At 70.2% G+C, this 23,509-nt stretch carries 24 protein-coding genes; 14 read left to right on the top strand and 10 right to left on the bottom strand.

All coding sequences use genetic code 11. The features are described from left to right. Window positions 1-20: 20 nt before the first annotated feature. Complete coding sequence (locus P8627_RS07100) at window positions 21-761, bottom strand: ChaN family lipoprotein (protein ID WP_279967048.1); 741 nt, start codon at window positions 759-761, stop codon at window positions 21-23. Beyond that, the gene (locus P8627_RS07105; protein WP_279967050.1) at window positions 758-1,636 is read right to left on the bottom strand and encodes an RNA polymerase factor sigma-32; all 879 of its coding nucleotides are present in this window, start codon (window positions 1,634-1,636) and stop codon (window positions 758-760) included. The genes P8627_RS07100 and P8627_RS07105 overlap by 4 nt, the downstream gene beginning before the upstream one ends. 100 nt (window positions 1,637-1,736) lie before the next feature. Here P8627_RS07105 and cobU point away from each other — a divergent pair, with 100 nt between their 5' ends. The 4 genes from cobU to P8627_RS07125 are packed head-to-tail and all read left to right on the top strand — an operon-like array spanning window position 1,737 to window position 5,272. Beyond that, entirely contained in the window at window positions 1,737-2,252 is a 516-nt protein-coding gene (gene cobU, locus P8627_RS07110) for a bifunctional adenosylcobinamide kinase/adenosylcobinamide-phosphate guanylyltransferase (RefSeq protein ID WP_279967051.1), read from the top strand. Beyond that, window positions 2,249-2,806, top strand: coding sequence for a histidine phosphatase family protein (locus P8627_RS07115; RefSeq protein ID WP_279967053.1), 558 nt, complete (start codon window positions 2,249-2,251; stop codon window positions 2,804-2,806). Before cobU ends, P8627_RS07115 begins: the two co-directional genes overlap by 4 nt. Window positions 2,807-2,847: 41 nt before the next feature. Next, window positions 2,848-3,717 carry a glutathione S-transferase gene (locus P8627_RS07120; RefSeq protein ID WP_279967054.1) on the top strand — a complete coding sequence of 290 codons (870 nt, stop codon included), beginning with the start codon at window positions 2,848-2,850 and terminating at the stop codon, window positions 3,715-3,717. A gap of 46 nt (window positions 3,718-3,763) precedes the next feature. Continuing rightward, window positions 3,764-5,272, top strand: a complete 1,509-nt coding sequence (locus P8627_RS07125) for a YifB family Mg chelatase-like AAA ATPase (protein ID WP_279967056.1) — start codon at window positions 3,764-3,766, stop codon at window positions 5,270-5,272. A gap of 124 nt (window positions 5,273-5,396) precedes the next feature. On the opposite strand, the gene gshB is transcribed toward P8627_RS07125, so the two are convergent. The 3 genes from gshB to rsmI all read right to left on the bottom strand — a co-directional run bounded on the left by gshB (window position 5,397) and on the right by rsmI (window position 7,702). Continuing rightward, the gene (gshB, locus tag P8627_RS07130; protein ID WP_279967058.1) at window positions 5,397-6,350 is read right to left on the bottom strand and encodes a glutathione synthase; all 954 of its coding nucleotides are present in this window, start codon (window positions 6,348-6,350) and stop codon (window positions 5,397-5,399) included. Window positions 6,351-6,497: 147 nt separating this feature from the next. Beyond that, window positions 6,498-6,851, bottom strand: coding sequence for a YraN family protein (locus tag P8627_RS07135; RefSeq protein ID WP_279967060.1), 354 nt, complete (start codon window positions 6,849-6,851; stop codon window positions 6,498-6,500). After that, window positions 6,848-7,702 carry a 16S rRNA (cytidine(1402)-2'-O)-methyltransferase gene (gene rsmI / locus P8627_RS07140; protein ID WP_279967062.1) on the bottom strand — a complete coding sequence of 285 codons (855 nt, stop codon included), beginning with the start codon at window positions 7,700-7,702 and terminating at the stop codon, window positions 6,848-6,850. The genes P8627_RS07135 and rsmI overlap by 4 nt, the downstream gene beginning before the upstream one ends. A gap of 116 nt (window positions 7,703-7,818) precedes the next feature. Between rsmI and P8627_RS07145 the strand changes: the two genes are divergently transcribed. The 5 genes from P8627_RS07145 (at window position 7,819) to murJ (ending at window position 14,544) form a co-directional block, all read left to right on the top strand. Then, window positions 7,819-9,018, top strand: coding sequence for a penicillin-binding protein activator (locus tag P8627_RS07145; RefSeq protein WP_279967064.1), 1,200 nt, complete (start codon window positions 7,819-7,821; stop codon window positions 9,016-9,018). 112 nt (window positions 9,019-9,130) lie between these two features. After that, window positions 9,131-11,788: a [protein-PII] uridylyltransferase gene (locus P8627_RS07150; protein WP_279967065.1), complete on the top strand. Its 2,658-nt coding sequence runs from the start codon at window positions 9,131-9,133 to the stop codon at window positions 11,786-11,788. Further along, window positions 11,785-12,258: a hypothetical protein gene (locus tag P8627_RS07155; RefSeq protein ID WP_279967066.1), complete on the top strand. Its 474-nt coding sequence runs from the start codon at window positions 11,785-11,787 to the stop codon at window positions 12,256-12,258. Before P8627_RS07150 ends, P8627_RS07155 begins: the two co-directional genes overlap by 4 nt. Further along, entirely contained in the window at window positions 12,227-12,487 is a 261-nt protein-coding gene (locus tag P8627_RS07160; protein ID WP_279967068.1) for a hypothetical protein, read from the top strand. The genes P8627_RS07155 and P8627_RS07160 overlap by 32 nt, the downstream gene beginning before the upstream one ends. A 479-nt stretch (window positions 12,488-12,966) precedes the next feature. Continuing rightward, window positions 12,967-14,544, top strand: coding sequence for a murein biosynthesis integral membrane protein MurJ (gene murJ / locus P8627_RS07165; RefSeq protein WP_279967070.1), 1,578 nt, complete (start codon window positions 12,967-12,969; stop codon window positions 14,542-14,544). On the opposite strand, the gene P8627_RS07170 is transcribed toward murJ, so the two are convergent. Continuing rightward, the gene (locus P8627_RS07170; protein WP_279967071.1) at window positions 14,535-15,230 is read right to left on the bottom strand and encodes a rhomboid family intramembrane serine protease; all 696 of its coding nucleotides are present in this window, start codon (window positions 15,228-15,230) and stop codon (window positions 14,535-14,537) included. The genes murJ and P8627_RS07170 overlap by 10 nt on opposite strands. A 79-nt stretch (window positions 15,231-15,309) precedes the next feature. Between P8627_RS07170 and trpS the strand changes: the two genes are divergently transcribed. Beyond that, entirely contained in the window at window positions 15,310-16,323 is a 1,014-nt protein-coding gene (gene trpS, locus P8627_RS07175; RefSeq protein WP_279967073.1) for a tryptophan--tRNA ligase, read from the top strand. A 4-nt stretch (window positions 16,324-16,327) separates the two neighbouring features. On the opposite strand, the gene P8627_RS07180 is transcribed toward trpS, so the two are convergent. After that, a complete protein-coding gene (locus tag P8627_RS07180) occupies window positions 16,328-17,230 on the bottom strand; it encodes a LysR family transcriptional regulator (RefSeq protein WP_279967074.1) in 903 nt (300 codons plus the stop codon). 125 nt (window positions 17,231-17,355) lie between these two features. Here P8627_RS07180 and P8627_RS07185 point away from each other — a divergent pair, with 125 nt between their 5' ends. Next, entirely contained in the window at window positions 17,356-17,517 is a 162-nt protein-coding gene (locus tag P8627_RS07185; RefSeq protein ID WP_279967075.1) for a hypothetical protein, read from the top strand. 13 nt (window positions 17,518-17,530) lie between these two features. On the opposite strand, the gene P8627_RS07190 is transcribed toward P8627_RS07185, so the two are convergent. Further along, window positions 17,531-17,947, bottom strand: coding sequence for a tellurite resistance TerB family protein (locus P8627_RS07190; RefSeq protein ID WP_279967076.1), 417 nt, complete (start codon window positions 17,945-17,947; stop codon window positions 17,531-17,533). Window positions 17,948-18,032: 85 nt separating this feature from the next. On the opposite strand from P8627_RS07190, the gene P8627_RS07195 reads away from it, so the two are divergent. From P8627_RS07195 to P8627_RS07205, 3 genes are all read left to right on the top strand, one after another. Continuing rightward, the gene (locus P8627_RS07195; RefSeq protein ID WP_279967077.1) at window positions 18,033-19,607 is read left to right on the top strand and encodes a lysine--tRNA ligase; all 1,575 of its coding nucleotides are present in this window, start codon (window positions 18,033-18,035) and stop codon (window positions 19,605-19,607) included. 54 nt (window positions 19,608-19,661) lie between these two features. Further along, entirely contained in the window at window positions 19,662-20,054 is a 393-nt protein-coding gene (locus tag P8627_RS07200) for a DUF4864 domain-containing protein (protein ID WP_279967078.1), read from the top strand. Window positions 20,055-20,208: 154 nt separating this feature from the next. Then, window positions 20,209-22,506, top strand: a complete 2,298-nt coding sequence (locus tag P8627_RS07205; RefSeq protein ID WP_279967079.1) for a glycosyl hydrolase family 28-related protein — start codon at window positions 20,209-20,211, stop codon at window positions 22,504-22,506. On the opposite strand, the gene P8627_RS07210 is transcribed toward P8627_RS07205, so the two are convergent. Continuing rightward, a complete protein-coding gene (locus P8627_RS07210; RefSeq protein ID WP_279967080.1) occupies window positions 22,478-22,969 on the bottom strand; it encodes a YdcF family protein in 492 nt (163 codons plus the stop codon). The genes P8627_RS07205 and P8627_RS07210 overlap by 29 nt on opposite strands. Then, window positions 22,966-23,424 (bottom strand): pyridoxamine 5'-phosphate oxidase family protein, encoded by a 459-nt coding sequence (locus tag P8627_RS07215; RefSeq protein WP_279967082.1) that lies wholly within the window; start codon window positions 23,422-23,424, stop codon window positions 22,966-22,968. The genes P8627_RS07210 and P8627_RS07215 overlap by 4 nt, the downstream gene beginning before the upstream one ends. Window positions 23,425-23,509: the final 85 nt, after the last annotated feature.

Raw genomic sequence — 23,509 nt, forward strand, 5'->3', positions numbered from 1 at the left:
TGTCTAGGACGGGCGGGCCGTCAGCGGAAGGCGTCGCAGGGATCGCCGCGCGCGGGCGCGTCGGCGTCGAGGACGAGATCGCCGCCGCCCGGCGGGACGATGCCATCCTCGCCCTGCAGGATCGTGACGACCGCGACCTCGGGCCGGACCCGCGCGATGGCGGCCGGGACGCCCCAATCGGCGCGCGCATGGCCGTTCCCGGTGATCAGCACGACCGGCGCGCCGTATCGGTCCAGCGCCGCGAGCGTCCGGTCGGCGAATTGCGCGTCGAGAGCGCGCTGTCGGGCGACGAAGTCGGGCAGGATCTCCTCAGGCAGGGCGCCGCAATGGGACGCGGCCTGCAGCGCCTCGCGCGCGGCCTGCTGATCGTCGGGCAGGGCGGCGTCGAGACCGTAGCCGGACAGGTCGTCCGCGGGCCCGGCCGCGCCGAGGATCGGGGCGTCAGTGGCCGCCATGATCGGGGCGTAATAGGCGATGTCGGGCCAGCCGCTCTCGGCCCAGTCCAGAAGCGGCCCCAGCGTCGCGGCGTCGCGCGTCACCCCGGGCGTGATCCGCGCGGCCTGGTCCGCGTCGAGCATCTCGAACACGACCGCCGTCGGCGCGATCCGGGTCACGAGCGCCGCCTGCATCTTGTGGTGGGTCGGATTGTCGTGCTGCTCGCCGATCACGTAGATCTCGGCCGGCGGCAACTCGGGCAGGGTCTGGGCGCCCGCGGCGCCGGCCAGGGCCAGCGCGACGAGCGCCCCGAAGGCGCCTCTCACACGAGGAAGCCCAGCACTTCGCGGGACTGCTTCTCCAGCGACTTGCGCATCTTGGCGAAGGCCGCGGCCTCCAGCTGGCGCACCCGCTCCTTCGACAGCGACAGCTCGTTGCCAAGGCTCTCCAACGTGCGGGGATCCTCGCGCAGCTTGCGCTCGCGGACGATGAAGCGCTCGCGGTCGTTGAGCGAGGACAGCGCCGAAAGCAGCCATTCACGCAGCATCGCGTTGTCGTGCTTCAACTCGACATGGCTGTCGGCCTGCTCGGCATCGTCTTCCAGCGTGTCGATCCACTCGCGGCCTTCCTCGTCCGAGGATTGCGTCGCGTTGAGGCTGAAATCCGAGCCCGAAAGCCGGCCTTCCATCATCTCGACATCGTGCAGCGGCACGCCGACTTCCTTGGCAATCATCTCGCGCATGGTCTGGCGGTCGAGGATGCGGCCTTCAGCCAGCGCCTCGCGCTCCAGCCGGGCCTGCACACGGCGCAGGTTGAAGAAGAGCGATTTTTGCGAGCTGGTCGAGCCGGTGCGGACCATCGACCAGTTGCGCATCACGTAATCCTGGATCGACGCCTTGATCCACCAGACGGCATAGGTCGAGAAGCGCACGCCCCGGTCGGGGTCGAACTTCTCGGCGGCCTTCATCAGGCCCAGGCCGGCTTCCTGGATCAGGTCGTTCATCGGCGCGCCGTAGCGCTTGAACTTCGCCGCCATGGAGATAGCTAGCCGCATGTAGGCGGTGATCAGGCGATGCAGGCTTTCCTCGCAGCGCTCGTCGCGCCAGGCATAGGCGAGACGCAGTTCCGTCTCGGCGTCCAGAAGCTCTGCCTTCATGGCGCGGCGGGACAGGGACATATCTTGATTGAAGTCGAGTGCCATCCGGTCGAAACTCCCCGCGGTGATCTGGTCGGTGGCTCGGGCGAGCCTTGACAGCCGTTACGCGGCACCTACTGCGCTCGACGGAAGAAAGTTCCCTCACATGGATGTGAAAGACGGTCTGACGCTTGTCCTGGGACATGCCGCCTCCGGAAAATCCGACTGGGCCGAAGCTGCGGTCCGCGCCACCGGCGCCGCGCCGGTCTATGTCGCGACGGCGCAAGCGCTCGACGCGGAAATGTCGAACAAGATCAAGGCCCATGCGGCGCGCCGCGGCCCCGAATGGCGTCTCGTCGAGGCACCGCTGGACCTCGCCGCGGCCTGCGAACCGGCCCGCGACGGCGAGGTCTGGCTGATCGATTGTGCGACAATGTGGCTCACCAACAAAATCATGGCCGATGCGGATTGGCACGAGCCGGCCGAGGCCTGGCTCGCCCATGTCGCGGACAGCCCGGCCGGCTTCGTCGTCGTGTCAAATGACGTAGGCGGCGGGGTCACCCCCGACAATTCGCTGGCCCGCCGGTTCCAGCGCGAACAAGGCGCGCTGAACCAGAGGCTCGCCCGGGCGGCCGACCGCGTGGTGCTCGTCACCGCCGGGCTGGCGCAGCGGCTGAAATGACGCGGCTCTGGCTGATCCGGCACGGGCCGACCCATTCGAAGAACCTGGTGGGCTGGACCGACCTGCCCGCCGACCTGTCCGACCGCGCCGCGCTTGCGCGGTTGTCGGACGCCCTGCCCCACGCCCCCGTCGTCAGCAGCGATCTGCGGCGCGCCACCGCCACCGCCGACGCGATCCAGGCCGCGCGCCCGCGCCTGCCGCATCAGCCCGCCCTGCGCGAGTTCCATTACGGCGACTGGGAAGACCGCCACTGGTCCGAGATCGAGGAGGCCCGGCTGCGCCCCTATTTCGAGCGCCCGGGCGCCCATCGCGCCCCGAACGGCGAAAGCTGGAACGACGTGACCGCCCGCGTCCGGGGCGCGCTGGCGCGGCTGGCGGGCGGGCCCGACCTGATCGTCGTGGCGCATATGGGCGTCATCCTGACGCAATGGGCCGCCGCGACCGGTCGGCCGCCCTATGACGCGCTGGCGCAGAAGATCGACAATCTCAGCCTGACGCGGATCGACCTCGCGCCCGACGGCCCCCGCGCGGTCTTCGCCAACCGCCACCCCTGATCGGACTTCCCCAAGGACACGGGCCGGGCTAGGCCGGATCCATGACATACGAAATGCTCGTCGGCGATTGCGCCTATTCCTCCTGGAGCCTGCGGGGCTGGCTCCTCTTCGACGCCTTCGGCCTGCCGGTGCGGCTGCACCATGTGCGGATGTATTCCGACGATTTTGCCGCCGCCCTCACCGACTGGCCGCCTGCGCGGACCGTCCCGGTCGTGCGCACGCCCGAGGGCGGGATCTGGTCCGACAGCCTCGCCATCGCCGAGGGGCTGGCCGAGGCGCATCCCCGGGCCGGCCACTGGCCCGCCGACCCCCGCGCCCGCGCGCTGGCCCGTTCGGTCACCGCCGAGATGCATTCGGGCTTCACCGCGCTGCGCGGCGCCTGCCCGATGAACCTGCGCGTCTTCTGGAAGGGCTTCGCGGCCGAGGACGGCGTTCGCGCCGATCTCGCCCGGCTGGAGGCGGTCTGGGCCGCCGCCCGCGAAATGGCCGGGGACGGGCCCTGGCTCTTCGGCGCCTATTCGGCGGCGGATGCCTTCTACGCGCCGGTCGCCATGCGTATCGCGGGCTACGGGCTGCCGGTATCGGAGGCGGCGCGCGCCTATGTCGACGCCCATCTGGCCCACCCGCCGCTGCGCCGCTGGCGCGCGATGGGCGAGGCGCAGAACCGCACGCTCGACGTCTACGACAAGGGGCTGCCGACCGCCGCCTTCCCAATGCCCGACCGCATTCCGGCCCGCGCCGTCCCTCAGGGCCCTTCCGTGAATGCCGCCTGCCCCTATTCGGGCAAGCCGGTCGCGCATTTCATGGAGGCCGGCGGCCGCGTCTGGGGGTTCTGCAACGCCTTCTGCCGCGACAAGACCGTGGCCGACCCCGCCGCCTGGCCCGCCTTCATGGACATTTACGATTCGTAAAGGCGCGCCGCGTTAACCCTTACCCCGCATCACGGGGAACGAGCGCATGCTGGCACGCACCACGACGGTCGCCTTCGAGGGGCTGGAGGCGCGCCCCGTCGAGGTGCAATGCGCCGTCTCGCCCGGCCTGCCGGGCTTCTCGATCGTCGGCCTCCCCGACAAGGCCGTCTCCGAGGCGCGCGACCGCATCCGCACGGCCCTGTCCGAACTCGGCATCGCGCTGCCCTCGAAGAAGGTCACCGTGAACCTCTCGCCCGCCGACCTGCCAAAGGAAGGCGCGCATTTCGATCTGCCGATCGCGCTCTGCCTGCTCGCCGCGCTGGAAATCGTGCCGGGCGACCCGGTCGCGCAGGCCGTCAGCATCGGAGAGATGTCGCTCGATGGCGGGCTGGTCGCGGTGGCGGGCGCCCTGCCCGCGGCGGTCACGGCCGGGGCGCTCGGGTTTTCGCTCTTCTGCCCGGAGGGCTGCGGGCCGGAGGCGGCCTGGGTCGCCGCGGCCTCGGTCTACGGCGCGGCCTCGCTCAAGGCGCTGATCGACCACCTGACGGGCAACGCACCGCTGCCCGAGGCGCGCTCGGGCCGGGTCGCGCCCGCGCCGTCGGGTCTCTGCCTGCGCGACGTGCGCGGGCAGGAACGCGCCAAGCGCGCGCTCGAGATCGCCGCCGCCGGGCGGCACCACCTCTTCATGGTCGGCCCGCCCGGCGCCGGGAAATCGATGCTGGCCGCGCGCCTGCCCGGCCTCCTGCCGCCGCTCTCGCCCGCGGAGTCGCTCGAAACCTCGATGATCCACTCGCTGGCCGGCACGCTGGAGGAAGGCGGCATCCTGCAGGCCCGCCCCTTCCAGGAGCCGCATCACACCGCCTCGGTTCCGGCCATCGTCGGCGGCGGCAAGAAGGCCGGACCGGGGCAGATCAGCCTCGCGCATAACGGCGTGCTCTTCATGGACGAGCTTCCGGAATTCCCCCGCGCCGTCTTGGAAACCCTGCGCCAGCCGATCGAGACCGGCGAGGTGGTGATCGCGCGGGCCAATGCGCATGTCCGCTACCCCTGCCGCTTCCTGCTGGTGGCCGCGGCAAATCCCTGCCGCTGCGGGATGCTGTTCGACGCGGGCCGCGCCTGTTCGCGCGCGCCCAATTGCGGCGAGGATTACATGGGCAAGATCTCGGGCCCGCTGATGGACCGGTTCGACCTGCGGCTCGAAGTGCCCGCCGTCGAGGTCTCGGACCTGTCGCTGCCGGCCGGGGGCGACAGCTCGGCCGAGGTCGCGGCCCGGGTCGCCACGGCGCGCGAGCGGCAAGCGGCGCGCTATGCCGGGTCGGACCAGGTGCGGGTCAATGCCGATATCGCGGGCGACGCGCTGATGGAGGTCGCCGCCCCCGACGCCGAGGGGCGCGACATGCTCCTGAAAGCCACCGACCGCTTCCGGCTGTCGGCCCGCGGCTATCACCGGGTGCTGAAGGTCGCGCGCACCATCGCCGATCTGAGCGGGGACGCGACCGTGCGGCGGCCCCATATCGCCGAGGCGCTGGGCTACCGGCTGGTCGCGGCGATCTGACCCCCGGGGGCCGGACGACGCTCCTTTGTCCCGAAATATCCCGGGGGTCGCCGGTGGGGCGCCATTGGTTCGAGAACCACCGGCGACGGGCTGGCCCCTATCCGGTCGAGCGAAGGCCGCCCGGTCAGTCCAGCCGCGCCTCGATCGCCTCCCAGATCAGCCCCGCGGCATTGGTGCCGTCGAAGCGCTCCAGCTCCTGCAAGCCCGTGGGCGAGGTCACGTTGATCTCGGTCAGCCAGTCGCCGATCACGTCGATGCCCACGAAGATCTGCCCCGCCTCGCGCAGCCGCGGGCCGATCGCGGCGCAGATCTCGCGGTCGCGATCCGTGAGCGCGATGGGTTCCGGCCGCCCGCCGACATGCAGGTTCGAGCGCGTCTCGCCCTCGGCCGGGACGCGGTTGATCGCGCCCACCGGCTCGCCGTCGACCAGGATGACGCGCTTGTCGCCCTTGGTGACGGCGGGCAGGTATTTTTGCATGATCAACGGCTCGCGGTTGATCGTCGAGAACAGCTCGTGCAGCGAGGCGAGGTTCGGATCGCCCGACTTGAGGCGGAACACGCCCGCCCCGCCATTGCCGTAGAGCGGCTTCAGGATCACGTCCCCGTGCCGGGCGCGAAAGGCGCGCAGCGTGTCGAGGTCGCGGGCCACGATGGTGGGCGGAGTCAGCTCGGGGAAGTCGAGCACCATCAGCTTCTCGGGCCAGCCGCGCACCCAGGTCGGGTCGTTGACGACCAGCGTCCCGGGATGGACCCGGTCCAGCAGGTGGGTCGAGGTGATGTAGGACATGTCGAAGGGCGGATCCTGGCGCAGCCAGACCACGTCCATCTCGGTCAGGTCCAGCTCCTCGCGCGCGCCCAGCGTGACGTGATTGCCCTTCTCGCGGCGCAGCGCCATCGACTGCCCGCGCGCGAGGATCCGGCCCTCGTCATAGGCCAGGTGCTCGGGCTGGTAGTACCACAGCGCATGGCCGCGCGCCTGCGCCTCGAGCGCGAGGCGGAAGCTGCTGTCGGCGTCGATATCGACATGCTCGATCGGATCCATCTGGAACGCGACCTTGAGCGGGGTGGAGCGGGTCATGGGCGGCATCCTCGGCGCGGGGCTCTGCCCGGCCTAGATGGCGCAACCCATGGCGGGGGGCAATGTCGCGGCGGCGATGCCGCGGGGGCTCGCCCCGAACGCGGTGCCGCGCGGCGCGACGCCGGGAGCCGCAGGGATGCCGGCGCGTCAAGCGGCCAGCGTGTTCTCCAGGATCTCGATCCGGCCCTGCGCGTCGACCAGGGCCACGTCGAAGCGCACTGCGCTCAGCAGGCCGTCGGGCAGCGTGCCCATATATTCGCCCGCGCAATCGAAAAGCCGGCGGATCTGCCGGTCCGAGACCCGCAGCGCCGCCGCCGCGTGGGTGTCGCTGCGCTTGACCTCGACGAAGACGGTTTCGCCGCCGGCCTGCGCGATCACGTCGATCTCGCCGCCCTTGCCGCGCCAGCGGCGGGCGGCGATGGCATGTCCCGATTTCGCGTAATGCCGCGCGACGCAATCCTCGGCGGCGACGCCCGCGTGGTAGGAGGTGGTCCCGCTCATGTCCGATCCTTCATCCGCAGCGCCGTCTCGTAGACGAGGTTACGCGCAATCCCATGCGTCTCGCTAACCGTTTTTACCGCAGATTTTAGACTTTCCGTCTCCATCGCCGCCGCCAGCGCCGCCTCCAGCGCCGCCGCGTCCAGCGTCGCGGGGGCGGCGCGGTCGATGACGACGACGATCTCGCCTTTCGGCGTCTCCGCCGCATAGGCGGCGGCGAGGGCGTCGAGCGTGCCGCGGCGCACCTCCTCGAAGCGCTTGGTCAGCTCGCGGCAGACCGCGGCCTCGCGCGGGCCCAGCACCTCGGCCGCGTCGCGCAGGAGCGCCGCGAGGCGCTTGGGACTCTCATAGAGGACCAGCGTCGCGGGCGCCGCGCCGAGCTCGGCCAGCGCCGCGCGCCGCGCCGCCGATTTCGGCGGCAGGAAGCCCGCGAAGAGGAAGCGGTCGGTGGGCAGCCCTGCCACGCAGAGCGCCGCGAGCACCGCGCTGGCGCCGGGTGCGGCGCGCACCGTCAGCCCCTCGGCCCGCGCCTCGACGCCAAGCTGGAAGCCCGGATCGGCGACCAGCGGCGTGCCCGCCTCGGACATGTAGGCCACCGACTTGCCCTCGCGCAGCGCGGCCAGCAGCCGGGGGCGGACCGCGGGGCCGTTATGGTCGTGATAGGCGAGGATCGGCCGGTCGCCCGGCGCGATGCCGTGGATCTCCATCAGCCGGCGCAGCGAGCGCGTGTCCTCGGCCGCCAGCACATCCGCGCCCGCAAGGATGTCGAGCGCGCGCAGCGTGATGTCGCGCGCCGCCCCGATGGGCACCGCCACCAGGTGCAGCCCCGGCTCGATCCGCTCCGCCTCCGCCATTTCCCGCGCGCCTCCCCTTCCGTCGTTTACTCGCCCCGCCCGGCGGATTAGCGTCCGCCGCGAAACAATCGCCACGCAATGACGCCCGCCCAAGGGCCATCCCGGGAGCCCGAACCATGCTCATCACACCCATCCGCCGCCTATCCGTGTCACTGGCCCGCCGGGCGCGCAAGCTCGCCGCGCTGGCCACCGCGACCGTGGCGCTGGCCGCCTGCAACCCCTCGGTGCAGGGCGTGGGCGAAGGCAGCGGGGCCGACGGGCGCCAGGGGTCAGGCGTGACGCAGGTCGCGCTGCTGGTGCCCTACGGCTCGGCGCGCGGCTCGGATGCGGGCGTCGCCCGCAGCCTCGAGAACGCGGCGCGGCTGGCGGCCAACGACCTGGGCGGCGGCGTGGTCGAGTTGACGGTCTACCCGACCCAGGGCACCGCCGCCGGCGCGTCGAGCGCGGCGGCGCAGGCCGTGGCCGAGGGCGCGCAGGTGATCCTCGGCCCGCTCTATGCCGACAACGCCGCCGCGGCGGGCGTGGCCGCCTCGGGGTCAGGCGTGCCGGTGCTGAGCTTCTCCAACAACACCTCGGTGGCAGGCGGCAATGTCTGGGTGCTGGGCGCCACCTTCGAGAACACCGCCGAGCGCGTGCTGGGCTTCGCCGCCGGCCAGGGCCGCAACCGCGTGCTCGTCACCCACGCGGCCGACGCCACCGGGCAGATCGCCCAGGCCGCCGTGGCCCGCGCCGCCGGACGCACCGGCGCGCAGATTACCGGCTCCGTCCCCTACGAACTCAGCCAGGCGGGCATCTCCGCCGCGGTCCCGACCATCGTCAGCCAGGCGCGGGCGACCAATTCGAACGCGGTCTTCCTGACCGGAAACACCTCCGGCGACCTGCCGGTGATCTCGCAGCTTCTGTCCGAGGCCGGGCTGGGCGGCGAGGAGTTCCGCTTCCTGGGTCTCACCCGCTGGGACATCCCGGCCGAGGCCGTGGCCCTGCCGGGCCTGCAGGGCGGCTATTTCGCGCTGCCCGACCCCGCGCCGTCGCGGCAGTTCAACGCCCGCTACAGCGCTGCCTATGGCGGCGGGCCACACCCGCTGGCGGGCCTCGCCTATGACGGGATGGCGGCGATCGGCGCGATCGCGAACCGCGGCGCCACCGTGGGCCGCGCCAGCCTGACCAGCCGCGCTGGCTTTGCCGGCACGAACGGGGTATTCCGCCTGCGGAGTGACGGGACCAACCAGCGCGCGCTGGCCGTCGCCCAGATCGTGAACCGTCAGCTACAGGTGGTCAGCCCTGCCCCGAACAGCTTCGGCGGCGCCGGTTCGTAACGGCCCCGCCCTCACACCCGACAACCTGCCCGCCGGCCCGACGGCGTCGCTGATCGCGGCGCCGGCGGCGATCTTCGACGATGCCGCGGTCCTGGCCGAGCTGGCGGCGGCGATGGCGGGCGAGGCGCCCCAGCGCGCCGCCGTCGCGATCCTGGGCGCCGCGCGCGACCGGGGCCGCGAGGCGATCCGCGCCGGTTTCGAGGCCGATCCCACGCGCGCCCGACGGGTCACCAAGTCCTACGCTTTTCTCACCGACCGGCTGGTGCAATGCGCCTGGCTGGTCGCCACCGCCGCGCTGCACCCCAACCCGGTCCCGACCGAGGGCGAGCGGCTGGCCGTCCTCGGCGTCGGCGGCTACGGCCGCGGCGAGATGGCGCCGCATTCGGATGTGGACCTGCTGTTCCTGACGCCTTGGAAGCTGACGCCCTGGGTCGAGAACGTCGTGGAATCGATGCTCTACATCCTGTGGGATCTGAAGCTGAAGGTCGGGCATTCGACCCGGACGGTGAAGGACTGCCTGCGCCTCGGGTCCGAGGACATCACCATCCGCACCGCCTTGCTGGAACATCGCCCGATCTGCGGCGACGCGAAGCTCGCCGCGACGCTGGAGACGCGGCTGCGCGCGGATCTCTTCGAGGGCACGGCGGGCGAGTTCATCGAGGCGAAGCTCGCCGAGCGGGCCGAGCGGCACCGCAAGCAGGGCGGCCAGCGCTACATCCTCGAGCCGAACGTCAAGGAGGCGAAGGGCGGGCTGCGCGACCTGCAGACGCTCTACTGGATCGCGAAATATCGCTACCACGTCCGCTCGACCGAGATGCTGGTGAAAATGGGCGTCTTCACCCGCGACGAGTTCGAGGCCTTCGAAGCCGCCGAACGCTTCCTGTGGTGCGTGCGCTGCCACCTGCACCTGATCGCCGGCCGCGCCGCCGACATGCTGAGCTTCGACATGCAGGTCGAGGTGGCCGAGCGCATGGGCTATTCCGACCATGGCGGGCGGCGCGCGGTCGAGCATTTCATGCAGGCCTATTTCCGCCACGCCACCCGTGTGGGCGAGCTGACGCGCATCGTGCTGGTGGCGCTGGAGGCCGACAACACCAAGCAGGAACCCGGCCTGATGGCGCTGTTCAAACGCCGCCGCCGGGTCCGCGCCCCCTATGCCGAGCGGCAGGGCCGGCTCGACGTGGCCGATGAGGCCGCCTTCCTGGGCGACAAGCTGAACCTCTTGCGCATCTTCGAGGAGGCGCTCCGCACCGGCCTGCTGCTGCATCCGCACGCGATGCGCCTGCTGGCCGCCAACCGCCACCTGATCGACCGCGACCTGCGCGAGGCGCCCGAGGCGGGACGGCTGTTCCTGGGGCTGCTCTTGAAGCACGGCAATCCCGAGCGGGCGCTGCGTCGGATGAACGAGCTCGAGATCCTCTCGGCCTTCATCCCCGAATTCGCGCCCATCGTCGCGATGATGCAGTTCAACATGTATCACAGCTACACGGTGGACGAGCACACGATCCAGGTGATCTCGAACCTCGCGCAGATCGAGCGGGGCGAGTTGGTCGAGAGCCTGCCGCTCTGCTCCGACATCCTGTCGAAAGGGGTGAACCGGCGGGTGCTCTACGTCGCGCTTCTCCTGCACGATATCGGCAAGGGCCGGCCCGAGGACCATTCCGTGCTGGGCGCCCGCATCGCGCGCAGCGTGGCGCCGCGCCTGGGGCTCAAGCCCAAGGAGGTCGAAACCGTCGAATGGCTGGTCCGCCATCACCTCCTGATGTCCGACATGTCCCAGAAGCGCGACATCTCGGATCCGCGCACCGTGCGCGACTTCGCCAAGGCGGTGAAGACCCGCGAGCGGCTGGACCTGCTGACCGTGGTGACGGTTTGCGACATCCGCGGCGTGGGGCCCTATGTCTGGAACAACTGGAAGGCGCAGATGCTGCGCGCGCTGCACCGCGCCACGGCCTCGGCGCTCGAGAACGGGCTCGAGGACGTCAACCGCGAGACCCGCGAGGCGCGCGCCAAGAAGCTCTTCCGCGAGGCGCTGCCCGACTGGCCCGAGGCGCGGCTGCGCGCCGAGATCGGGCGCCATTACGGCCCCTATTGGCAGGGCATCCCCACCGCCGCGCAGGTGCGTTTCGCGGAGCTTCTGCAGGATCTGCCCGACGGCGAGGTCCGCGTCGAGCTGGAGGCCGACGAGGAGCGGGACGCGACCCGCGTGCTGATGGCCTGCCAGGACCATCCGGGCATCTTCTCGCGGCTGGCGGGCGCGCTCAGCCTCGTGGGCGCCAATATCGTGGATGCGCGCACCTATACCTCGAAGGACGGTTTCGCGGTCTCGGTCTTCTGGCTGCAGGACGGCGACGGCCACCCCTACGAGGCGACCCGCCTGCCCCGCCTGCGCGGCATGATCGAGAAGATCCTGCGCGGCGAGGTCGCCACCCGCGCGGCGCTGGAAGGCCGCGAGATCAAGAAGCGCGAGCGCAAGTTCCAGGTCCAGACCAGCATCGATTTCGACAATGAGGGCTCCGAGATCTACACGATCATCGAGGTCGATACCCGCGACCGGCCCGGCCTGCTCTACGACCTGACGCAGGTGCTCGCGCAGTCGAACATCACCATCGCCCAGGCCGTGATCGCCACCTACGGCGCGCAGGTGGTGGACGTGTTCTACGTCAAGGACCTGTTCGGCCTGAAGCTCTGGTCCCGCTCCCGGCAGGAGGCGTTGGAACGCAAGCTCCGCGCCGCCATCACCCGCGCGGCGGAGCGTGCGGGGGCGTGAGCGATCAGAAGGCAAGACCGGCAAAGACCTGGTTCGCGAGCGGGAGCGTGGCCGTAAGCGCGGCGAAGCCGATCTATCCGATCGGACGGCATGACGAGGACAAGGCGAACCTGTCGAATGACAAAAGGAAGGAGAACGCTGCGCGGTCCACGCAGTTTCTGGCGGCCTACAGATCCGGTCGGGACTTGAGCGCCGCAGAGGTAGGTGAGCAGTTCGCGCTCAGGCCGGGGCGAAATAAACCGCAGACGCCGCAACCCTTCATGAAGATGTTCGGCCGTTATGTCGTCACTGCCGAGACCCGGGCCCTGCTCGAAAAGCTCGACCCCGGCCCGCTGCGCTTCTTTCCCGTCGAGGTGCTGAACGCCGCGCGGACCGCGCCGCTCGGGGCCGGGAGCGGAGCTGTCCGTTTTGCAGGTACTGACCTGCCGCCACGACGTGGTGGCCGAGGAGTCCTACGGGATCAGCGATAGACTGCATGGCCACACCCATGACGGCGAGGAGATCCACATGATCAGCGCGACCGACATGGACGACGCGCTGGTCGTCCTACCACCGCGCGACGACGCGCCGCAGATGTGGCTCGACGACCGATTTCATGATGCGCTGTTCGTGTCCGACCGGGTAGCGAAGGCGCTCAAGGCCGCCAAGCTGACCCGCGGCTGGGGCCTGCGCCGTTGCGTCGTGAAGACCGTTCACTGACCCGTTTCACAGCCGATCCGCTTCGATCGACGGCCGTCATTACCCGGCCGCGCTCTCTCCGCAGACTCTCCCCGACAGGGCCGCGACCCGTCGCGTCCGGCGCGCCGTCGCGGATGCCGAAATCCCCCGCGCGCTCTGGAGCGATCTTGTCGCGGCGTCCAGCGTCGATCCGAAGGGGATGGCCCAGCTCAAGGCGTGACGCCCCCCCTGTGCCGCTGCCGCCGTATCGCGGGCTCCCGCCGCAAGGCGCCTCCGCGCCACGGGTCCGGACGCTTCGGACCCTCGGCCCCCCTCCGCATTCGCGCACAGATCGTGCCCGGAGACCGAAATTCCATGCGCAAATCGCATCGGACGCGGATCACCCGTAGATCACCCTTGGATCACCCATGAAATCCGACCCGTTCTGATCCCCATTCCCGCCGCCTTGCGGGTTCTGTAGGAGGTCCGCATGACGCCCCCGATCCGCCCCCGCAGCTGACATGGCCCCCCGTCTCGTCAAAGGCTTCCTGACCGTCGGCGGCTGGACCCTGCTCAGCCGCATCCTGGGCTTCGCCCGCGACATCCTGATCGCGCGCTTCCTCGGCACCGGCGCCGTGGCGGAGGCCTTCTTCGTGGCGTTCAGCCTGCCCAACATGTTCCGCCGCTTCTTCGCGGAAGGGGCGTTCAACATGGCCTTCGTGCCGCTCTACGCCAAGAAGCTCGAGGCCGACGGGGCGGAGGCGGATCAGTTCGCGCGCGACGCGGTGGCGGGGATGGTGATGATCCTGACGCTGTTCAGCGTGCTGGGCATCGTCTTCATGCCCGCGCTGGTCCTGGCCATGGCCTCGGGCTTCGTCGACGACGCGCGCTTCGCGCTCGCAGTCACCTATGGCCGGATCGCCTTTCCCTATATCCTGCTGATTTCCCTGGCGGCCTTGATCTCCGGGGTCCTGAATTCCAACAACCGCTTCCTCGCCGCGGCGCTCGCACCGGCGCTTCTGAACCTCGTCTTCATCGGCGCGATGGGGCTGGTCTGGGCCTTCCCCGGGCTGATGCCGATGGCGGTTCCGGTGCCCGAGCTGATCTATGGCCGCGCGCTGGTCTGGGCGGTGCCGCTGGGCGGCGCGGTGCAATTGGGCATCGTCTGGTGGGCGGCGGCGCGGGCCGGGCACCGGCTGCTGCCGCGCAAGCGCCCGCGGCTGACCCCGGATCTGAAGCGCCTGCTGGTCATCGCCGCGCCGGCGGCGCTGGCGGGCGGCGTGGTGCAGGTGAACCTCCTGGTGGGGCGGCAGGTGGCCAGCTATTTCGAGAGCGCGGTAGCCTGGCTCAACTATGCCGACCGGCTGTACCAGCTGCCGCTCGGCGTCGTGGGCATCGCCATCGGCGTGGTCCTGCTGCCGGACCTCAGCCGCCGCGTCCGCGCCGAGGATGCCGAGGGACAGCGCTACGCCTATAGCCGCGCCTTCGAGTTCGCCTGGCTCCTGACCCTGCCCGCCGCGGTCGCGCTCCTGGTGGTGCCGCTGCCCGTCGTGTCGGTCTTGTTCGAGCGCGGCGCCTTCGGGCCGGACGACAGCGCGGCGACGGCGGTCGCGCTGATGATCTACGCGCTGGGCCTGCCGGCCTTCGTGCTGCAGAAGGTGCTACAGCCGCTCTATTTCGCGCGCGAGGACACGCGCCGCCCACTGCGCTACGCGGTGGCAGCGCTGATCGTGAACGCCGCCGTGGCGATCGGCCTGGCCCCGATCATCGGCTTCGCCGCCGCCGCGCTGGGCACCACGCTGGCCGCCTGGGCGATGGTGGTCCTTCTGTGGCTGGGCGCGCGCCAGATGGGGCCGGTCGCGACGCTGGACCGGCGGGCGCGGTCGCGGGGCTGGCGCATCGCCTGGGCCTCGGTCGGGATGGGGCTGGTCCTTTGGGTCGCGAACCTCGCGCTCGGGCCGCTTTTCGGAAGCGGCTGGCGGGCGCTGGCGCTGGCGCTGCTGGTCGGCATGGGGATCGCGTCGTATTTCGCGCTGGCCCAGCTCTTCGGGGCGGTCCGGTTCGTCGAGCTCAGCGGCGCGTTGCGCCGTCAGCGGTGACGCAGCCGGTCGCGCAGGCGGGCCATCGCACCGGGGAACATCGCTCCCGCCAGCGCGTAGCCCGCCGCCGCACCCGCCAGGTCCGCCGTCCAGAGCGGGAGCCAGCTGAACCCCGCACCGGTCAGCAGCCCGAAGACCGGCTGGATCGCCAAGAGCAGCCCGATCAGGAGGAAGGCGCGGGACGGGTCGGCCCGGGTCAGGCCGCGCTGGGTGAGATAGGTGAAGGCCCCGATCAGGCCGTAGGCCCCGGGATAGCCGCCGAAAAGCGGCGCGTCCGCGTTCCAGACGATCACGTAGGCCAGCCCGCCCGCCAGCGCCGGACCGAAGAACAAGAGCCCCACCCGCCAGCCGCGATAGACGGGCGCCACGGCGTTGCCCAGCGCCAGCACGAAGACGGCGACCAGCGCGGCATGGGTGAAGCCGTTATGGATCAGCGGATAGGCCAGCCAGCGCGCGGCCTCGCCCGGGGGGAAGGCCATGTTGGCCCACATCCACGACCAGACCGGGTCGATCACCGCCCAGTCGCGGATCGCGTTCAGCCGCCAGCCCACCGCGTCGCGCCCGCCGACGAAGCCGGCAGTGCCGGCGAAGAACAGAAGCTCGATCCCGACGATGACCACGGCCAGCGCGGTGACCACGGGCGGCAGGGTGTTGAACGGGCTCTGGTTGCGCGGATCGGTCTGCATTGGGGGCCTCGCGTTGACGGCGCTGGCCCCGGTGGCTAAGCGATCGCCCAGCCCGATGCCAGCCCTCCGGAGGCCGCACATGTCCCAGTTCACCCCGCGCGTCTTCTCGGGCATCCAGCCGTCGGGCGGTCTCACGCTGGGCAATTACCTGGGCGCGATGACGCGCTTCGTCGACTGGCAGAACCGCGGCACGCACGAGACGATCTACTGCATGGTCGATTTGCACGCGATCACCGTGCCGCAGAAGCCGGCGGACCTGACGCATAACACGCGCGAGCTTTGCGCGGGGTTCCTCGCCTCGGGGATCGATCCGGAGCGGTCGATCCTGATCAACCAGAGCCGGGTGCCCGAGCACGCGCAGCTGGGCTGGGTGTTCAACTGCGTCGCGCGCATGGGCTGGATGGGGCGGATGACGCAGTGGAAGGACAAGGCCGGCAAGAACCAGAAGGCGGCGTCGCTGGGCCTCTTCGCCTATCCGGCGCTGATGGCGGCGGATATCTTGCTTTACCACGGCACCCACGTGCCCGTGGGCGAGGACCAGAAGCAGCATATCGAGCTGACGCGCGACATCGCCACGAAGTTCAACCACGATTACGGGGTGGATTTCTTCCCGCTCACCGAGCCGGTGATCGAGGGCGCCGCGACCCGCATCATGAGCCTGCGCGACGGCACGAAGAAGATGTCCAAGTCCGACCCCGTGGATGCCAGCCGCATCAACCTGACCGACGATGCCGACACGATCGCCAGGAAGTTCCGCAAGGCCAAGACCGATCCCGACCCGCTGCCCGGCTCCGAGGAAGGGCTGGAGGGGCGGCCAGATGCGCGCAACCTCGTCAACATCTACGCCGCGCTAGACGGGCGCAGCGTCGCCGAGGTGCTGGTCGAGAAGGAAGGCGCGATGTTCGGGCATTTCAAGCAGGACCTCGCCGATCTCGCGGTCGCGAAGCTGTCGCCGATCTCGTCGGAGATGGCGCGGCTGATGCAGGACCCCGCCGAGATCGACCGCATTCTGGCCCGTGGGGCCGAGCGCGCGCGCGAGATCACCGTGCCGATCCTAGAGCGGACCTACGAAATCATCGGGATGGTGCGCTGAGCGCTCAGGCCTTCCAGGCGGCGGGCAGCGCGGCGATCATCCGGTCGAGATTGTCCGAGCAGTAGCGCAGGAAGGCCGCGATATGCGGCGTCGCGGCGGCCCTCTGGCTCCAGACCATCCAGAAGGTCTCGGTCAGGCCGGGTTCGGTGAAGCAGAAGCGGATGCCGGGCGAGGCATCGCCCACCGCCCGCGGCAGCAGCCCGAAGCCCTCGCCGGCCTGGATGAGGCTCTGCATCACTTCGATCGTGGTGACGCGGAACGCCGTGCGGCGCGCATCCAGCCGTGACTGCGCCGCCGCGACCAGGCTGATCTGGCTTTCGACCGACGGGGCATAGGCGACGACGGCATGGCCGGGCATCTCGTCGAAGCTGCGGGGCAGGCCGTGTTCGGCGATATGCGCGTCCGAGCCGTAGAAGGCCCAGGGATGCGTGAGGACCCGGCGCGCGATCAGGTCGCTGGCCTGCAGCCGGTCGCCGACGCGCACCGCGATATCGGCTTCGCCCGCCTCGAGCGACATCAGCTGCGCGGAGGTGTCGATGTCGAAGCCGATGCCGGGATGGATCCTCTGGAAGCCGCGCAGCAGGCCGGTCAGGTGCCGCGGGACGCCCGCGACGGTGGTCAGCCGGATGACGCCCGTCAGCTCGCGCTGGCGTTCGCCGGCGCGCGACGACAGGGCCGTCGCGCTGGCCTCCATCGCTTCCGCATCGGGCAGGAGCGCGCGCGCATTCGCCGTGGGGCTGGCGCCGCGCGCGCCGAACTCGAAGAGGGTCAGCCCGAGCGCGGTCTCGAGCCGGGCGATGCGGCGGCTGATCGTGGTCTGGTTGGTGTGGAGCCGCCGCGCCGCTGCCGCGGCCGACCCATCCCGCATGACGGCCAGAAACGCGGGGATGTCGGACCAGTCGTACACGGGGAACGCTCACGGCTATGCAAAAACGCAGGTCTGTTCGACAGCATGCCAAATTCCCAACGATCCGCCTAGCGGCGACATTGGGCGTGCCCCGTTATCGTGGGGCGCAGTCACGAGGTATTGTCATGCGACGTTTTCTTGCCGCGGCCCTTTTGGCCGCCACCTTGCCCGGCAGCGCGGCCCTGGCCTTCGGGGGGCCAACCTTCGACACGCTCCTGCCGACGATCCACTGGCCGGCCCCCGGCCAGCCGGTCACCCGCGACGTGACCCCGGAGGTCGGGCGCTAGACCCGCCCGGCGCCTAGAGCGTCATGTGACGCGCCCGCGCGCCGCGTTCGATCGCGGCGGCGTGCAGCGGGTCGATATCGAACTCGTAGCGGATTTCGCGCAGCAGGCGCAGTTCGGTCTGGCGCAGGTTGCCATCGGCGGCGGCGACGTCGCAGGCCAGCGCGTATGCCGTTTCGCGATGGGTCTCCGGCAGCGCATCGCGCACGAGACCCAAGAGCGCGTCGAGCCCGTCCTCGTCTTCCAGGAGGTCGAAGACGGTCTGCGCCACCGCCTCCATCCGGTCCTCGTCGTAGCCCGCGAAGATCGGCAGGTGGTTCACGATCGACTGGATCGTCAGCAGCTCGGACGTGCGGATCGTCGCGTCGGACGCCGAAACCGTGATCATCAGCGCGACGAGGCCGTCCTGCGCGGAGAAGGACGTGTCGGTCATGGGCGTCTCCTTTGGACGTGGATTTATTGACAGGGTCGCGCCGTCGCAATAGGTCGCGGCCTTCACGAATTCCCGAGGTTCCCCCATGAGCACCCTGCGCGATGCCGCGATGCAGTCGAAGGCCTGGCCGTTCGAGGAGGCGCGCCGGCTGCTCAAACGCGTCGAGGCCCAGGGCAAGGATCACGTGCTGTTCGAGACCGGCTACGGCCCCTCGGGCCTGCCGCATATCGGCACTTTCGGCGAGGTCGCGCGGACGACGATGATCCGCCGCGCTTTCGAGGTGATCTCGGACGTGCCGACGCGGCTGATCTGCTTCTCGGACGACCTGGACGGGATGCGGAAGGTGCCCGGAAACGTGCCGGACCCGGAGGCGCTGCGCGCGCATCTGCAGAGGCCGCTGACCTCGGTGCCCGATCCGTTCGGCACGCATGACAGCTTCGGCGCGCATAACAACGCCATGCTGCGCCGGTTCCTCGACACGTTCGGGTTCGAGTACGAGTTCGTCTCGGCCACCGAGTTCTACGGCTCGGGTCAATTCGACGACGTGCTGCGCCGGGCCGCGGAACGCTATGACGACCTGATGGCGATCATGCTGAAATCGCTGCGCGACGAGCGGCGCGAGACCTATTCGATCTTCCTGCCGATCCATCCCGAGACGGGGCGCGTGCTCTACGTGCCGATGAAGCATGTCGACGCGGCGGAGGGCACGGTGACCTTCGACGACGAGGATGGGCGCGAGTGGACGCTGCCGGTGACCGGCGGCCATGTGAAGCTGCAATGGAAGCCCGATTTCGGCGCGCGCTGGGCGGCGCTCGGCGTCGATTTCGAGATGTACGGCAAGGACCATTCGACCAACACGCCGATCTATGACGGCATCTGCCGCGTGCTGGGCGCCAAGCCGCCGGAGCATTTCACCTATGAGCTCTTCCTCGATGCCGAGGGGCACAAGATCTCGAAATCCTCGGGGAACGGGCTGTCGATCGACGAGTGGCTGACCTATGCCGCGACCGAGAGCCTGAGCTATTTCATGTACCAGAAGCCCAAGACCGCGAAGCGGCTCTGGTGGGACGTGATCCCGAAGGCGGTGGACGAGTATCACCAGCAGCTAAGGGCCTACCCGGGCCAGGACCCGGCGCAGCAGGCGAACAACCCCGTCTTCCATATCCATGGCGGCGACGTGCCCGCCTCGGACATGGTGGTGTCCTTCGCGATGCTTCTGAACCTTGCCAGCGTCGCGGGGGCCGAGGACAAGGACACGCTCTGGGGCTTCATCCGCCGCTACGCGCCCGATGCCACGCCGGAGGCGAACCCGCAGCTCGATCGCGCGGCCGCGGGCGCGGTGCGCTACTACAACGACTTCGTGAAGCCCACGAAATCCTTCCGCCCGCCCAGCGCGCTGGAGCGCGAGGCGCTCGCGGATTTGCGCGCGCGGCTGGCCGCCTGGGACGGGCCCGCCGACGAGGAGTCGCTGCAATCGGAGGTCTATGCCGTGGGCCGCGACCGGTTCGATCCGATGCGCGACTGGTTCAAGGCGCTCTACCAGGTGCTGCTGGGCGCCGATCAGGGGCCGCGCTTCGGCAGCTTCATCGCGCTCTACGGCGTGGACGAGACGGTGAAGCTGATCGACCGGGCGCTGGAGGGCGCGCTGGCGGAAGCGTGAGTTGAACCGCCGTGCCGCGCGCCTATCGTTGCGGAAACCGCCGGAGGACAGATCATGAGAGCCATCGCCGTCGCATTCGCGCTTCTGGCCGGGGCCGCGCAGGCCGACGAGGGCGCCATCCAGGGCGTCATCGACAGCCAGATGGAGGCGTTCCGCGCCGACGACTTCGCCACCGCCTTCACCTTCGCCGCCCCAACGATCCAAGGCATGTTTCGCACCCCGGACAATTTCGGGATGATGGTGATGCAGGGCTACCCGATGGTCTGGCGCCCGGCCGAGGTCGAGTATCTCGAGGCGGGCCCCGCGGGCCGCGGCTGGGAGCAGGAGGTGCTGGTGACCGACGCGGCGGGCCGGCTGCACAAGCTGCTCTACACGATGGTCGAGACCGCCGAGGGCTGGAAGATCGCCGGCGTCCAGCTTCTGACCGCGCCGGAGGTCGGGGTCTGAGGCCCTGGCCTTAACCCTCCGTTAGGGGCTCACACCCAGTTTTTTCGCAGATCGGCGCGGGCCAAGCCCCCGCGCGACCCATTCGAGGACCGTTCCGGCCGCAGGCGCCGGGGCGGTCCTTTCTGTTTCTGGCACGGCCTGCGGAGGCGACAGCATGAACAAGGCGATCACCGACGGACTGGTCCTGTCCCCCCCGGCCTTCGGGGCGGATCTGGGGATCTGGTCCCGGCAGGACGGGCGGCCCGGATCGGACAGCTACGCCTCGGCGGGGACGGCGGTCTACGTCCCGGCGGACCAGGATTTCGGCGGCTGCCTCGAGATGCTGAAGACCGAGGCGACGCAGCCTCTGCGCTGGATGGGCGAGACGCCGATCCTGCCGGGCTGCTACCTGCGGGTGACGGTGCGGGTGAAGGCCATGTCGGGCAACCTGCCCACGGTGCGCGTCGCCGCGACGCCGGTCGCGCCCAATGGCACGGTGGCGCCCGGACTGGCGACCCAAGGCGCGGCCGTCGCGCTCTCGGCCTATGGCCGGGTCGAGACGGTGACCGCGATCATCGGAACCGGCAATCGCGGTGGGGTCGACCTGCAATGGTCCGACGCCGTGAGCCATGCCCATGTCGGCCTCGACCTCGGCGGTGCGACCGGTGGGATCGTCCGGATCGAGGATATCGCGGTCGAGGACGTGACCGGCGCCTTCCTGCGCGACATGATGGATTGGGTGGACGTGCGCGATTTCGGCGCGCGGGGCGACGGCGTGGCCGATGACACCGCGGCCTTCCTCGCCGCCGATGCCGCGGCCGACGGACGCTCGGTGCTGGTCTCGAAGGGGCATTACCGCCTGACCGACCACGTGACCTTCACCGCACCGGTGCGGTTCGAGGGCACGGTGGAGATGCCCGTCGCGAAGCGCCTGAGCCTGACCGAGAATTTCGAGCTGAGCACCTATATCGTGGCCTTCGGCAACGAGGAGGAGGGGTTCAAGAAGGCCATCCAGGCGCTGTTCAACTTCACCGATCACGACACGCTGGACATGAACGGCCGCCGGGTCGAGCTGACCGCGCCGCTCGACGTGCAGGCGGCCGTCTACGACAAGACGACCTATGCCAATCAGCGCAAGATCCGGAACGGCCAGATCCAGATCGTCGACGGCCCCGCCTTCGACACCGAGATCGTCACCCAGAGCTGCAATTTCGACGCGAGCGATCCGGTCCGGCTGACCGGCGTGACGAACGTGGCCAGCATCCCCGTGGGGTCCTTGGTGGAGGGGCCGGTCGGCGTGGGCCGCGAGGTCTATGTCTCGGGCCGCAACATCGCCGGCCAGACCCTGCTTCTGAGCCAGCCGCTCTGGGGCGCGCCGGGGCAGCAGACCTACACGTTCAGCCGCTTCAAATACGCGCTGGATTTCTCGGGCTTCGCCAATTTGCAGCGCTTCACGCTGCAGGACATCGAGCTTCTGCTGGCCGACAAGGCGTCGGGCATCCTGCTGCCGTCAAACGGGCTGATCTTCCACGTGAAGGACTGCTTCTTCACCGGCCCGCGGGATCGCGGCCTGACCAGCCACGCGACCGGCTGCCAGGGCATGCTGATCGACCGCTGCCAGTTCCTGTCCACCGAAGGCACCGCGGATGTGCAGGACCGGCACACGATCGGCTTCAACGTCAACAAGAACGACACGAAGATCCGCAACAACCGGGCGGTCAAGTTCCGCCATTTCGCGGTCGTCTCGGGTTCGGGGCACATCATCACCGGGAACCACTTCTTCCAGGGCGACACCAACACGCTCGGGCAGCGAACGGCGGGCATGGTGCTGGCCGAGGCGCAGTCGAAGTCGGTCTTCATGTCGAACTATGTCGACAATTGCTACATCGAGTGGACGAACGAGCATGACGGCGATCCGGCCTTCCAGTCGGAGCTGTCCTTCGGGGGGCTGCAGATCGTCGGCAACATCATCTTCTCGTCCAACGTCCCGTCGAGCTTCGCGCCGATCCACATCAAGCCTCACGGGCCGGGGCATTTCCTCAACGGCGTGACGATCACCGGCAACAATTTCAAGACGATCAAGGGCCAGGCGCTGGAGCGGGTGGATTACGTCGACGACACGCACGCCCCGCTGGACGTGACGCGGTTCGTGGATGTGAACGTGCATTCCAACACCTTCCAGGCGGTGTCGAAGCAGTTCCAGAACCCGATCACCCTGCCCGTCGTCGAGAACACGGCGCAGGAGACCTGGGAGGCCGATCTGGGCGATTACCTGCCCTTCGGCGGGCAGGCGCGGGTGGTGACGGCCGTGGCGGCGGAGGGGCGGATCAAGACGGCTTCGAACGCGACGCTCTGGACGATGCCCTATGCCTTCGCCGGGTTCGGCACGGCGGGGCAGGCGGTGCGGCTGACCTGGTCGGAGGCGGCCAAGGGCAAGGTCTTCGTCACGGCGCGCTGCGACGCGCCCACCTGAGGCGCCATGCCCGCGCGAGGCTGGGGGGCGTGGCCGCCAGCTCGCGCGATGCGGCGCGGATCGTCGCGGGCCAGGGCGCGGCGCCGCGCGGCCCGCTGGCCTGCGCGGGGACGCCCAGCGCGGCGGCGACGAGGCGGGCGGGCGGCAGGTGCCAGCGGCTGGAGACCAGAAGCAGCGCCGCCCCCTCGGGCCGCAGCATCAGCGCCTCGGCGATATTTCCGAGCGTGTCGGTCGAGCGGTCCTCGATCCGGATCGCCGCAAGGGGCACGCCGCGCTCGCGCAAGAGCCGCGCGGCGACCTGCGCCTCGGGCGGGCCGTGACGGCCCCGCCCGCCGGTCGTGCAGATCACCTGCACCCGCCCGTCGTGGTAGAGCCCCGCCGCATGCTCGACCCGGAGGCGTAGCGTGGGCGAGGGCGCGCCGTCGGGTCGGACGGCGGCGCCGAGGACGATGGCGAAGATCACGTCCCGAGATCGGCGGCAGTCAGGCGCACCGCCCGGCCGAACCCGGCGTTGAGCAGGGCCTCGTCGATCTGCAATGCCATCAGCCGGAAATCCGCGAAATCGTAGTAGAGCGTCGATTTCGGCCGCGCCGCCAGGAAGCGGTCGCGCCAGGCGGCCTTGTCCAGTTCGACCACCGGCCCGCGCAGCGTCAGGCGCGGCTGGGTCAGCGCGTCGCCCCTGCCGCCCGGCGCGCCCAGAAGCAGCGAGGCCGCCGGGATCTGGCGCAGCGCGCGGGCATGGTCCGACAGGTCCGAGACCAGAAGCGTCATCCCCACCGCCCCGCCCCAGGCGCAGCCCACGCGCGTGGCGAGCGGCCGGCCGTCCAGCACCGTGGCCAGCGCCCCGTCCGGCGCGCCGGTCAGCCGCCGCGCCAGCGCGCGGGTGTCGTCGTCGGGGGCGAGATAGGTGTCGGCCATGCGCCCTGTCTCGCCGCGATGCGCGCCCCGCTCAAGCCCCGCTGGACGCCGGCGGACCCGGCCCCTAGGGTCGCGGCCACGCGAG

The sequence above is a fragment of the Jannaschia sp. GRR-S6-38 genome (assembly GCF_029853695.1).
In the GTDB taxonomy this organism is placed as follows: domain Bacteria; phylum Pseudomonadota; class Alphaproteobacteria; order Rhodobacterales; family Rhodobacteraceae; genus Jannaschia; species Jannaschia ovalis.